The sequence below is a fragment of the Colwellia maritima genome (genome assembly GCF_022669015.1).
In the GTDB taxonomy this organism is placed as follows: domain Bacteria; phylum Pseudomonadota; class Gammaproteobacteria; order Enterobacterales; family Alteromonadaceae; genus Colwellia; species Colwellia maritima.
The window spans coordinates 286712-300754 of sequence record NZ_JAKKSL010000002.1 but is presented as its reverse complement, the minus strand read 5'-3'; the positions used below and the strand labels follow the sequence as shown (position 1 = coordinate 300754).

General features: G+C 36.6%; 9 protein-coding genes. 5 read left to right on the top strand and 4 right to left on the bottom strand.

The window, feature by feature from the left end:
* Nucleotides 1–100 precede the first annotated feature (100 nt).
* Nucleotides 101–2932, bottom strand: coding sequence for a TonB-dependent receptor (locus tag L3081_RS11470; protein ID WP_242286241.1), 2832 nt, complete (start codon nucleotides 2930–2932; stop codon nucleotides 101–103).
* Nucleotides 2933–3188: 256 nt separating this feature from the next.
* Here L3081_RS11470 and L3081_RS11465 point away from each other — a divergent pair, with 256 nt between their 5' ends.
* Nucleotides 3189–3851, top strand: coding sequence for a GntR family transcriptional regulator (locus tag L3081_RS11465; RefSeq protein WP_242286238.1), 663 nt, complete (start codon nucleotides 3189–3191; stop codon nucleotides 3849–3851).
* A gap of 88 nt (nucleotides 3852–3939) precedes the next feature.
* A complete protein-coding gene (locus L3081_RS11460) occupies nucleotides 3940–4863 on the top strand; it encodes a 2-dehydro-3-deoxygalactonokinase (protein ID WP_242286236.1) in 924 nt (307 codons plus the stop codon).
* Nucleotides 4864–5011: 148 nt separating this feature from the next.
* Here L3081_RS11460 and L3081_RS11455 read toward each other — a convergent pair whose 3' ends face one another.
* Genes L3081_RS11455 through L3081_RS28230 form a run of 3 tightly spaced genes read right to left on the bottom strand, consistent with a single transcriptional unit; the run spans nucleotide 5012 to nucleotide 9708 of the window.
* Nucleotides 5012–7342 carry an agarase gene (locus tag L3081_RS11455; RefSeq protein WP_242286234.1) on the bottom strand — a complete coding sequence of 777 codons (2331 nt, stop codon included), beginning with the start codon at nucleotides 7340–7342 and terminating at the stop codon, nucleotides 5012–5014.
* Between the two features lies 1 nt (nucleotide 7343).
* Entirely contained in the window at nucleotides 7344–9221 is a 1878-nt protein-coding gene (locus L3081_RS11450) for an agarase (protein ID WP_338027352.1), read from the bottom strand.
* Between the two features lie 25 nt (nucleotides 9222–9246).
* Complete coding sequence (locus L3081_RS28230; protein WP_338027304.1) at nucleotides 9247–9708, bottom strand: hypothetical protein; 462 nt, start codon at nucleotides 9706–9708, stop codon at nucleotides 9247–9249.
* A 533-nt stretch (nucleotides 9709–10241) separates the two neighbouring features.
* On the opposite strand from L3081_RS28230, the gene L3081_RS11445 reads away from it, so the two are divergent.
* The 3 genes from L3081_RS11445 to L3081_RS11435 all read left to right on the top strand — a co-directional run bounded on the left by L3081_RS11445 (nucleotide 10242) and on the right by L3081_RS11435 (nucleotide 13955).
* Nucleotides 10242–11873 carry an MFS transporter gene (locus L3081_RS11445; protein WP_242286232.1) on the top strand — a complete coding sequence of 544 codons (1632 nt, stop codon included), beginning with the start codon at nucleotides 10242–10244 and terminating at the stop codon, nucleotides 11871–11873.
* A 248-nt stretch (nucleotides 11874–12121) separates the two neighbouring features.
* Nucleotides 12122–12883 carry a phytanoyl-CoA dioxygenase family protein gene (locus tag L3081_RS11440; RefSeq protein WP_242286230.1) on the top strand — a complete coding sequence of 254 codons (762 nt, stop codon included), beginning with the start codon at nucleotides 12122–12124 and terminating at the stop codon, nucleotides 12881–12883.
* Nucleotide 12884: 1 nt separating this feature from the next.
* A complete protein-coding gene (locus L3081_RS11435) occupies nucleotides 12885–13955 on the top strand; it encodes an NHL repeat-containing protein (RefSeq protein ID WP_242286228.1) in 1071 nt (356 codons plus the stop codon).
* The last annotated feature ends 88 nt before the right edge of the window (nucleotides 13956–14043 follow it).

The window sequence follows — 14043 nt, the reverse complement described above, 5'->3', positions numbered from 1 at the left end:
AATGGTACAACGTTGGTAGTCGTAATTGAGTAAAAAGAGGTTACTACACCAATGTAGTAACCTCAAAAAGCATGCTAGGGCACATGCTATAAGCTAACTATTAAAATTTAACTGTAACACCTACGTTATAACGAGCACCGTATTGATCATAACTTAATAATTGATCTTTAAAACGTCCATGCTGTCTTGTAACTTCTTCCGTAATATTTATCCCTTCGACAAAAACAGACACTGCTTCAGATACCTCATAACTCGCATTGATATCCCATTGGCCATATTCTTCAACAAAGGTTGGTTCGCCACGTTGTGGCTGATATAAAGCTAATAAAAAATCATCTCGCCAGTTATAGGCAAGCCTAATTTGCAATCCATTTTTTTCATAAAAACCAATAAGGTTAGCTGAGTCACTTAAACCAGTTAACGCAAAAGTATTATTAACATCATATACGTCGTATACAACATCACCATCAACCGCGGTATAGTTTGCAACAACACCAAAGCCCGATTCTCCGAACATATGCTGTAAGTTCAATTCCCAACCATCAATTTGGGCATCATCTAGATTACCCGGTGTTGCAATTTGAAAGTTTATAGCAGGATCATCTTGGGTCGAGAAACAAGCAGGGTTACCACCTACCACTTCATCTGGACAACCAGGACGAGGATTAATACTCGGATCAGTTAACGGATTACCATTGACATCAGGCATTGTGCCTTCTCTAGTCGTAACTCCAATAAAGTTTTCTACGTATTTAATAAAGTATCCTGCAGAAATATAGCTTCCTTCGTCGTAATACCACTCAAGACTTAAATCTATATTCTGAGAATCTAACGGCTTTAAATTAGGATTACCGACAGAAGCATTATAAGGCCCTGTAGGACGCGCATCGATAGTTGTTGATGGGAACAAAGACGAGATATCCGGTCGGCTTAATGTTGAACTATAAGAAAACCTTGCCATTATTTCATCAGTAAGTTCTAAGCTGAAATCAACATTCGGCAATAAACGTGTATAGCCCCCTTCAAGGCTCACACTATTTACATCGGGTGTAAAGACTTCACTAAACCTACCAACAGTATTCACATAATTAAGTGCTGTTATTTCACGTTGTAATGACACGGCTTTAACATCGGTATCTTCCCAACGTACACCAACATTCAGCGTGTAAGGAATGTCGTTGAAATCCCCGATAAAATCAAAGGCGACAAAGGCTGAAAAAGTTTCTTCTTGCACAGAGTTAAATACTGGGTCTAATTCAAAAAAATGACCTTGTTCTTTGACTAAATCCAACGCTTCAAGTGCATTAAAATCAGCAAGTAAAGGAAAAAGATTTTGGTTTCCTCCAATTTGACTTCCAAATCCTTCACTTGATCTAAACTGAAGATCGAGTGTCGATATATCTACCGGTACAAATGCAATCGTACGTCTCATTTTAGTGTCAATTTGATAATCAGTATTCATCACACCAAAGCTAATTTTTGCCAGTGCACCATCACCGTTATTAACCCATTCGCCTTGCAGTTGAAATTGCTTAATATTATTTTCAATTTCTAAACCACGATTCTGAAATAAATCAAATTCAATATTTTCTTTTGCAAACGGATCTTGACCTGGTAAATCTGCAGCATCAAAAAAAACACTCGGACGACCATCAGGGCTTGTTGTATAACCAACATCAACACCGCCTCTATCTGGTATTCCGTCGTTATTTGTATCGTTGACGCGCGGATTTTTTAAATTAATAATAAATTCTGAATTTTGTCCATCAGGTTGAGCATGCGATGTTGAGTCGTGATAATCAAAATTAAAGCTCAAGGAATCAGAGGCAATCCACTCTAAATTTAAACCAATTGAATCATTCTCTGTTTCATTAAGAAAGTGAAACGCCCAAAAGTTTAATTCATCATCATTTCTAAATGGATTAGTTACGGTGCCATTTGCATCCGCATCCCCCCCTGTATCACCATCCAAACAAAAGCTAGTTCGCGTCATATTGTCTATTTCTTTGAAACGAGACATTGTATAATCGACTGTTGCTGTTAACGTATCAGTAGGGGCATATTGAAGTACTATCTGCCCATTTTGTCTTTCGCGTTCGTAATCATGATTATCAGCATCCATAGTCAATGGCGCCCAATGGGTTCCATTTGGATTTAAAGAAGAATCGATACCACTTTTATTGACATTTGAACCACGTTCAGGAATCCACCCCTGTGAACCAACTCTTTCTTTATGACTATCTCTTTCAGCATGAGATAGAGCAAGTAAAACACCAAACTTACTGTCCATGAATGTATTGCTTATCATGCCCGACATCTCAGGTGTTACGCTATCACCTTTATCTACACTGGTATCAACAACCCCTTTAACACTTGCAACAGCTTTAAAACCATCATAATTAAACGGTTTAGCCGTTTGCACGTTAATTGTGGCACCAATACCACCCGAGGCTACATGGGCTTTACCTGTTTTGTAAACTTCAACACCAGAGACACTTTCTGCTGCAATTTCTCTAAAATTAAAGCTGCGATTAATGCCATTTGATAATAAAGTTGACGAGGTTGGCATTTGTCTGTTGTTTAATGTTACCAAGTTAAATGTTGGACCAAAACCACGTACAGACACTTGATTCCCTTCATTATTAGCACGATCAATAGAAACGCCCGTGATGCGTTGTAAAGATTCTGCTAAGTTAGTATCTGGAAATTTACCAATATCTTCAGCGGTGATCGCGTCAACGACACCACTCGATTCACGTTTAATATTAGCTGCACTTGCTAAAGCGCCCCGAATACCACGCACTTCAATGACTTCTGTCTCTTGATTATCTTCAGTAAACGCATAAGACGATGGCGCGATAGCCCCCAACGTTACTAATGCTATCGCTGAAGCTACCTTGTTATATTTAAGTCTCAAACTAAAGTTGTTCATAATTCCCCATTATTTATATTTTTAATGTGACTAAGTAAATGCTTAACATATATTCCAATACAATATTGCACACAATTTTAAACAAATCAACCATTCAAATATATATTTGTTGTATAATATGGTTTATTTATGTGCTATAAATACAAAACCAAACAATGAAGATTAATTATTAAGGGATAAAACAAAGTTAATGGTTGTTAATTTAGTAATTTTGTTAGAATATTTATTTACAAAATAAATATTAATATTTGAAAATATGTTTTTAGCCAAAGATCAAGGTTTGTTGTCGCCATTATTGTTTGATGACAAATCAATATATACTCTAATAATCAAAGATATAGCGGATGGTGTTTTCGTCGGCGGGGACAGATTAGTAACCACAAAATTATCGAAAAGATATAACACGAGTGTCAATCCTATTCGAGAAGCGTTAAAGCAACTTCAAGGCGAGGGTTTTGTTACGGTTAGCCCTAATAGCGGTGCGAGAGTAACTAAGTTTGAACACAATGCTATGCGTGATGTTTTTGAAATTTTACAGTTGCTCGACCCTTACCTTATTGAGTGGTTTGTTTTAGAACACTCTAAAGAGCAAATACAAACACTTGAAGAAATATTAAGTGAGATGGAAAAGATTGAGGAAGGCGACCATGTTACCTATCGTAATTTAGATACCTATTTTCATTGGACAATGTATAGCCAACACTATAATAAAAGTGCGGTTGAGTTATGGCGACAAAAGAGAATTGTTTTGCAAATTATGCATGTTAATTTACCTATAAGCCAAGCTAGAGTCGAACAAAGTTTAATTGAACACAGAGAAATTATGTCTGCAATTGAAAGTCGAGATGTTGACTTGTCTTTATCCATATTAAAAAAACATATTTCTAATAGCGGAAAATACTGGTCGAGACATTCATAAGCTTCAATCATTGCATTAAAGTCTGTGTTAACAATAACTATTAATATTTTTGTTTTATCTCAAACCTTAAACTTGAGCGAATAAAAATATGACTAACAAAAACACCCCTGAATATTTAATTATAGATTGGGGAACTAGCAACCTACGCATTTTCTTAATGAGCGACAATGATACCTTGCTCAGTAAAAAAGAATCGGTAATGGGTTTGTTAAAAGTAGAAAATGGTAACTTTGCCGCCGTGCTAGAAAGCATTCTTATGGATTGGTTACCAAATTTTCACAAACTTCCAATTTTCATGGCCGGCATGGTTGGATCAGCTAACGGTTGGTTTGCTGTAGATTATGTTGAAACTCACGTTAATTTACGTAAATTAAGTAATAAAAGTTATCATTTTGATCTGCCGTGGTCTGCGCCTGCCACCATTGTGCCCGGTATTGTGCATTGTAATAATAATACTAAAGACGTTATGCGTGGTGAGGAAGTACAAGTTTTTGGTTTACTTGAACACATCGGCATTAATAATCGTAAAACTAATAGCTTAACCGCCATATTACCCGGTACACATAGTAAGCATGTTAGCGTATATCAAGATGAAATTACTGAAATATCCTCATTCATGACAGGAGAATTATTTTCAGTTATTAGTCAACACACCATATTAAGTAAAGATCTCTCAGTTCAGCACTTCAACTCTGATGCTTTTAGCTTAGGTGTTAAAGAAGGTCAAACAACACAGTTAACCCGCGTATTATTTCAAGCACGAACACATAAGCTATTTAATATTATTGAGAATGAGTATGTTGAGAGTTACTTATCTGGTTTACTGATCGGGAATGAACTTCAACACGTAGCCAAACAACCTGTTTATTTAATTGGTAGCCCTAACCTGTGTAATAGTTATCAGCTTGCCTGTGATATTTTGGCAATACCCGCAACTTGCTTGAATGGAGATGACTGTTTTATCTCAGGGATGATAAGGCTAAAACAAAACCTAAGCTTTAACAAAAACTAATCGTTAGCTGAATTAAGCGTCATTTTGTATTAACAAAATGACGCTTAAACATGATGGCTATGTGATGATACCTTTTGGTAATACCCCTTGATGATACCTAGAGTGTACTCGTGTTGTTAGCGCTGCTTTGTGTTAAATAACAGCAGTACTATTTTCCATTTTTACCAAACCTTCTTTGATAAATGTTTTTATTTACTTGGGTAGCCGCATCAACTAATGGTTGGTAAGGGATATCAGTAACAGAAACAAAACCAACATTATAGTTTTCACCATCGAGTGCCCGCCCAGTGAGCGGAGAATCTATGTATTGAAACCAATGTGTGCCAACAAAATACGGATTATCAATAGCGCTATTCACATATTCTGCGTATTTCTTGCCACGATCTGCTTGACTTGATGCATGAATAAGACCGGGGTTCAACAAGCCTGAGTCTAGAGCGCCATTGTGGAATTCACCAATAATACTTGGGCGATCTATTTCAGCTAAAAAAGCCCAAAAACTTTCATTAATTGACTCTTTGTAATAATTATAACTAACCACATCAACAACATCTGCTGCCGCAGCTCTAAGTTCAGGCGTCATACCCCAATCAGCAAACCTGACCCCCATATAAAGATGATTTGGCATTAACGCATCCATAGCATTATTCACTATACTGAAATATTGATGACCAAAGACATAAAGCATATTTGAAAGATCGGCAATGATTGCCTCATTAAACACCTTCAGCTCAATACCTTGATCAAATAACTCCCATGATGGTAGGTTAAGTTGCCAAGCAGTATTTAACGCCCCAATGGTTTGGTATTTTTCTTTAACCATTTGACTAAATTTCGCTTTAGCAGGGCTATTATTTGCTTTTAAACCTAACGCACTGATCACAAGTCCATATTGAGATTCAACTTTGCCCATTTGTCCCCAACTTTTTTCGTTGTCGATAAACACGCCAACACACCAAGGACTATTTTTTACTTCGCTTGCAACTTGTTTAACGGTTGCAAACGCACGTTCTTTAAATTTAGGATCAAAAGGATCTGGTAATGGTGCCCAATAATCGTTACCACTACTCACTGTTTTAAAATCACCAATTATCCAACCGTTAGCAAAGTATGGAAATTGCTCCATATCGTAATACTTAGGATCGATCCAATTACCAAATGAGGTAAATCCCCAAGACTGCATACGTTTTATCGTGGTTTCTCGCCATTGCTTATCTATTTCTAAACTATCTATTTCAACACCGTCATTAGCCTGATATTTTCTTGCTAAATTAGCCTGATAAAAACTATAGGTTTCACCATGAGGAATAACACCAGAGTGCACTTCTCTTCGGTAACCAAAATGATCTGCCATGGGATCACCGTATTTTGGTAACCAATTAAACATTTCAGCACGCAGCGTTGAGCTTACATGCCTACTTGACCATGCTGCTTGCGGGGCACGATTTAACCCAATAGAGTCTTCAGGGGTTAAATCACCTGCTTCTCGTTGTTTGATCAGGCTAGCATCAAAATCATATCCTGTAATGGTGGAAGTATTTGCCATGCGAACATTGGCTATACCATTAGAGAAAAACAAATAACCTTCAGGATCAACCAACGTCCATTTATCTTGATACTTATCAACACGGTAAAAACCCGTGGCCTTTAACTTAGGACCGTCAGCCCAACCATTAAATTGTGAACGACCTTGAATAACCGTATTCTGCAATGTCTTCTGCTCTTGATTTGAAATTTCAATCAGTTCTTCAACCGTCGATACTTTATTGTCAAAGTTTAATTTGGCATTTTGACCAAACTTATCCACTAAACCAACAAGATAATTACTATCTTTTGCCTTAGGCGTCACAAGCTGAATATTATCAAACGTAAGAGACTTATCTTCTGGCACGCCAATCACTTTAAAGGTAATTTTATCTACTTCAGCTAAATTAATTTCTTTAGTACCATAACGCCAAATTATCGGTGTGTATTTGTCTTTCCAACTGTCAGGATTACTTCTTATACCGGCTTCTTGGTTAAGTTCAGCTCCTTTTAATTCCACAACATAACTGTCACTTGATTGTGCAGGCACCGCAAAGCTTCTATTATGGGTTTTACCATCACTATCAGTAACTGAAACATAAACATGAGTTGAGGAGGTTAACGGATTTGTAATATCAAAAGCTAAACCAAAATCACCTAACTCGTTCCAGTTCCAGGGCTGTTGGGCAGAAAATTCAACTGAAGATTCGTGATTAGATTGGCTTAGAAAATCGATTTTTAAGACCTGATTGCCATCTACATTATGCAACACCTTACGGGCATTGACTAAGTTAACATCGGCTAATTCATCACTTTGTTCAAATGAATAAATAACGCTATTTGAATCAACGGCTGCTATCGTCTTGTCTATTTTAGGCGATGAATTATCTGAACAGCCCATCAATGCTATTATAGCGCCAAGAACTATAGTTAATGAGTACTTATTATTTATCATGTTATTTTCCAAATCTTTTTTGGTACATTGTTGAGGTGACATCTTTAACCGCATTGATGAGCTCAGGATAAGGTGTGTCAGTGACATCAACAAAACCAATATTGGCATTTTCACCATCAAAAGCCCTACCAGTGATAGGTTCATCTACATATTGAAACCAGTGGGCACCCACCATATAAGGTTTGTTAAGTACACTTTCCATATACGCTTTATATTTTTCAGCGCGATCTTTTTGTGTGCTCGCATGAACAATGCCGGGGTTAAATAAACCCGAGTCGGTCGCTGTGCCAATATGAAATTCACCTATGGTTACAGGTAAATCTACTTTTTCAAGAAACTTCCAAAAGTGATCTTGCACACCTTCTTCATAAATATTAAAACTGAGTACATCAGAATAAGTAACAGAAGCTTTAATAATCTCATCTGGCATTCCCCAATTAGCCATACGGGCTCCCATGTATAGATGATTAGGAAGTACTTTTGCTAAAGTATTATGTACCACTTTAAAATATTGCTCACCCAACATTTCAAGCATGGTGGATAAATCACTTTCATGATTTTTGGTAAATTGGGTAAACTCAACTCCGCTAGCAAGTTGTTGCCAATTTGCCAGTTGAGTATTCCATGAACGATTCAATTGCCCAATATTTTTATATTTTGTTTGCAAATACGTCATAAAAGCACTTTTAGCCGGGCTTTCTTGTTCGCTTTTTGAAAGTGCGTCGAGGATCACTCCGTATCGAGCTTCAATACTACCTTCTCGCTCTCCCCAACTTTTTTCGTTATCAATAAAAATACCAACACACCAAGGTGAATTTTTAACTTGTTGAGCAATTTCTTTTATAGTGATTTGCGCCCGCTCAGCAAAAAATGGGTCATAGGCATCAGGCATTAAACCCCAGTGGTTTTTCTTTCCTGAAAGGGTTTTAAAATCGCCGATAATCCAACCATTTGCAAAATAAGGTACTTTGTTAGTTGGATAAAACATTGGGTCAACCCAATTACCAAACGAGGTAAACCCCCAGTCCTTCATGCGGTCTAACGTTACATCACGCCATTTATCCTCAAAAGAATTAGGATATTGTTCGCCATATTTTCGCTCTAAATTAGCACGATAAAAACTGAAAGTTTCACCATGAGGTACAGGTCCCTTGTGGGTAGAACGGCGGTAACTGTAATGTTTTGCTAATGGGTCATTGTAATTAGGTAACCATGAAAACATATCATTACGAATCTTTGAACGAATAAAACGTGTTTTTCTAACATCATCTGAAACATTTACTATACCCATAGAATCTTCGGGTGTTACTTCGTGGTCATGACGAATGCGAACATTGTCATCTTTAAAATCTACCCCGGTAAGTGTTGATAAATTTGCCATACGAACATTGGCGGGTCCATGAGAGAAGTATAAATACCCTTCTGGATCCACCATCCACCATTTACCATCAACTTTCTGTGTTCGAAAATATCCAGTGGCTTCTAATTTTGGCCCTGCGTTATAGCCGCCAAAGGTTGATCGATCAGGCATTCCTTTAGAACGAGAAAGTTGTTCAAGTTCTTTAGTGGTTCTTTCATGAAGTTGCGCTTGAGATTCTACTTTCATTGAACTTTGTAACTTGGCATTCTGACCAAATTTATCAATAATGTTTTTCATCCAGTTAGGATCAGATTTAGGATTCTTTCTGATACGAATATTATCAATTTCAATTTTTTTATCTTCTAATAAACCAATAGAAAAAAAGCTAAGTGCTGCTATTTCATTTAAATTAATATTATCAGAGCGCCATGAGCGCCAAATCATCAGTTTATTTTTTGTTTGCCATGGCGGCGCATCCCCCCATAAACCTGCTTCAGTCTCAGCTTCTTTACCTGTCAGTGGGAAATAGACTGTACCAGAGAAATTAGGCCGGCAAACTGATAGAGCGACTTTGATATTGGCCTAGTTCATTTTCAACATTAAGATAAAAATGAACAGACTTATTTTGTTCATTAGTTACATCAAACGCAAGATTATAATTTTGATATTTTGTCATCTGCCACGGCTGACTTGGTTTAATCGTCACCTTGGAAATGTTATCACTTGCCAGAAAATTAATATTTAACTGACTATTACTTTTCAATTCGTTAACTAACGTCTTAGCCGTTGTTGAATTTATCCATGATTGCTGCTTTGATGAATCAAAATCAACCAATGTGGTTATCACTTGTTCATTGGCAAAGGCATCGGTTTGGTCCGCTTTAGAAACGGTACTTTTATTTCCTGGCAATGCACTGTTACAACCAGACAAACATAGGCCAAAAATTAAACCGCCGATCAGCGTGTTTAAAACGGTTCTTTTTGTTAAATTATTATTTATATTCATTAAATATTTCTTATAAAATTAGCGATAATTAATTATTCAACACATTACATTGTTAACAATTAACAGTCAACATAACTTTTTTTAATCTTATATTCATGCTAGTATATTGCGTTAATAATTACATTTTTAATAAATTAGTTTAATAATAAAAATTATCAGTAGAGCTAATAAAAACACTTAATACAAGCGGTAAAACACCATCAAACATCAGCAGAATTTATGCTCCAATGCTGTAAATCAGTTAGGAATTTATAACCTGTAATATGATTTAATCGTCCACAATTTTAGTTCGCTATTGGCTTATTTATATTAATAACTTGAATAGCGACGATATTAATTGTATTTTGTTTACAATATAATGTTAATTTGTTTTTAAATGTTTATATTTTTCCGATACATTTCAGGTTCTAAAAAGGTTTAGAATATTGATAGCTGTAAGATTGATGTTAATGCATGAAATTATGAATAAACAATTTCTATATTTGCTGCTAGTTAACTAGATTTGCCACCATAATAAAAAGAGTAAAATTAAAATGCATCAATCAAATCACAAAGCGTTTTTATACGCATTTATCGTATCCATAGGTGGTTTTATCTTTGGACTCGATATCATGTTGATATCAGGTACTTTTGAGTATACCACTATCGAATTTGGCTTAACCGCGATACAAAAAGGTAACATTGGGGCTGCACCGGGTTACGGCGCATTAGTTGCTTTAATTGTAGGCGGATATTTTTGTGAACATTGGGGCCGTAAAAAAACATTAATGATCATTGCGGCATTATATATAGTATCAGCGGTTGGCTCGGCATTAGCACCCAGTTATGCATGGCTATTTTCAGCCCGATTAATCGGTGGCTTAGCGTTCACTTCATTGAGCTTAGCTTCTATGTACATTGGTGAGATCGCGCCACCTCAAATACGCGGAAAATTAGTTGGCCTTAACCAATTAAATATCGTTATAGGTATTTTGGTTGCTGCTATATTGAATTACTATTTCGTTGCATTTGCAAACTCAGGCGCAACTTGGACCCAAGCAATTAACCTAACAGATGCTAATGTATGGCGGTGGATGTTAGGCATTGAAACATTACCCGCTGTTATCTGGTTTGCCTTACTATTTTTAATTCCAGAAAGCCCTCGTTGGTTAGTGCTTAACAATAAACAGGAACAAGCACGTAAGGTTATCCATCAACTCACCTCTTCTAGGGAAGATGATGCACAGGTTGACGTTGAATTTAATCAAATTGTAGACAGCCTCAAAGATACAGGTCATTCATTAAGTTATGTTGAGCAAATAAAATTATTGTTTAGTAAAAACATTCGCATTGCCTTAACTATAGGAATGTTAATGGCCGCAGTACAAGCCTTGTCTGGCATGAATGCAATATTAACTTTTTTACCGATGATATTTCAGCAAGTAGGTGCGGGGGAGTCTGCCTTTGCACAAGCAATTTGGGTAAATCTTATTGGTGCGTTTTTTACCGTGTTAGCCTTAATGTATATTGATAAAATTGGCCGCAGAATTATGTTAATTGGTGGTTTAATAGTATGTACATTAAGCTTAGCTGTTGTCGGCTATGGCTTTTATGAAGCAACCTACATGATTACTTCAGAATCATTAACTAGCTTAGCACCTATGATAGATACCTCAGTGTTAACATCACTTGTGGGAATTGAATATACAAATGATGTTGCGTTCAAACAGGCAGTTTTAGCCTTAACAGGTGCAGATAGTTTTTCAATAATAGAAAATGCATTATTAGTTTCTTCAACTCATATGCAAGGCATGTTAGTACTTATTGGTATTATTGTTTTTGTCTGCTCTTTTAACTTCTCGCTAGGTCCTATTTTATGGATATTATTTTCTGAAATATTTCCAACAAAAGTTCGTGCGGTTGCCATAACGTCAAGTGCACTTATTGCTACTATTTTTGGTGGTATTTTGGTTCCAACTCTTTTCCCTTGGCAATTAGAAAACTTTGGCGCAGCAACCACCTTTTTGATTTACGCAGGCTTTTGTGTCAGTGGTTTACTGTTCGTGGCGAAAATGATGCCAGAAACCAAAGGCAGAACGATTGAAGAAATAGAAGAAATGTTCGGCGGCCGTTTAGCCCATAAAAATGAAAAACAGGCCGCTAAATTAGCACGAGCAGCAGGTTAATAATAACGACGAACAAACAATAAGAACCGAATAAAAGGCTTTTGATTAGATCAAAAGCCTTTTGTATTTAAAGAGAGCAGTCTTATAAAAAACAATAAAAATGAATATACCCCACTCAAACGAAGATTTAAATATAAATAAAGTATTTTTATATGAATAATTCATTTATATTTTATTAAATTTATTTTATAATTAGCGCTTAACATTCCTTTATTATTTCTCGGTTCCATTATTAGAGAGGACATACCATGAGCATAAAATTATCACCCGAACAAATTAAACAATTCAATGATGACGGTTACGTTATTGCCCGTGGTTATTTCAATAAAGCTGAAATAGATCGTTTAACTGAAACCGCTTTTAATGATCCTCGTTTGCATAACAATGCTTGGCTTCAAAAAGATGGTACAGGTGCCGTCAGTAAAGTATGTATTTGGCAAGAAACCACTGACGATTTATATAGCATGTTTTCACGCAGTCGTCGTTTAGTTGATTCATGTGAAGCGATTATCGGTGAAGAAATGTATCACACGAGTACCAAAGTTATGATGAAAGAACCAAAGGTTGGTGGTGCTTGGGAATGGCATCAAGATTTTGGTTACTGGCATCACGACAACCTAATGCTTCATCCGAAAGCGATAAGCTGCATGATTGCTATTAATAAGGCAACGAAAGAAAATGGTTGCTTACAGGTATTAAAAGGCTCACATAAATTGGGCCGTTTAAATCACAATAAAACCGGTGATCAAAAAGGCGCTGAATTAATGTTTGTTGAACAAGCAATGAAAGATCACGAGTTAGTTTTTGTTGAATTAGAACCTGGCGATACTTTGTTTTTTCACTGTAATTTATTACATAAATCAAACCAAAATAAATCTGATCATCCGCGATGGTCTATGATCAGTGCTTATAACGCTATGACCAATCAACCTTGGCAAGAAAATGAAGCAGTTTATTATCCATTAAACCGTGTCGATGACGATGCAATAATAAATTGGCAAGCATCTTAGTATGACGAGCTATTTTCCAAAGTCGCAAAAAGACCCACACGGATTAATTGTTGGCCAAGGCAATTTTCAATATAAGGTAGATGCTCACTGGGGACAACTTGACCCAAACCAAACCCCTGTGGAAAACTGCCACGATATGGTAATAGACGCGAAAGGTCGTATTATCATGTTAACGGATAACACGAAAAACAACTTTATTGTTTATAACAAAGATGGCAGTTTGGCTGAAGCTTGGGGCAGTGAATTTCCTGGAGCGCACTCCATAGAAATTGTGAATGAGAATGGCGAAGAATTTTTATATGTTGTCGATCATGGTCGGGTATTAAATCGTCATTGGGATGGAAAAAGCACCGATGAGTGGGATTCTCATTACAATAAGGTAATTGCTCAACAAGGTTTTGTCGCCAAACTTACCCTTGATGGTCGTTTGGTTTATACCATTGGTCATCCAATGACCATTGGTATTTATCAGCCAGATATGCCCTTTCGTCCTTCAGATATTACCGTAGCACCTAACGGTGATATTTATGTTACTGATGGCTATGGTTCAGACTTTGTCATTCAATACGATTGTCATGGCCGTTATATTCACCATTGGGGAGGGCAGAAAAATGAAGACACAAATTACAACTTAATCAACACACATGGTATAGGTGTTGATATTCGTAATCCAGATGACACTCATTTAATTGTTAGCTCTCGTTGGGAGCAGTGCTTAAAACTATTTAATTTTGATGGCAGTTATCGCGGCCGTATAGATACGCCGGGCGCTTATATTCATGGTCCGGTATTTAGTGGTGATAATTTTTTTGCACCGGTATGTTGGTCACATATTAATGATGAAAATGCTGAAGATTCTGGTTTTATCAGTGTATTTGATAAAAATAACAAGGTTGTTGCTAATTTAGGTGGCACAGAGCCAGTTTATCAAAATGGTAAATTACAAACCATGTCAAGCACTTGGGATGTATTCAAACATTGCCATGGTATGTGTGTTGATGACGAAGGTAACTTATATGTGGGTCAATGGCGCGGTAACCAAAGTTACCCTTTTAAATTATCGCTGATTTAATTATCAACCGCTAACTCAAGAGCAACATAATCCCATCCGTTTGGATGGGATTAGTGTATCTAATAGCAAGCAGCTTTAAATCTGACAA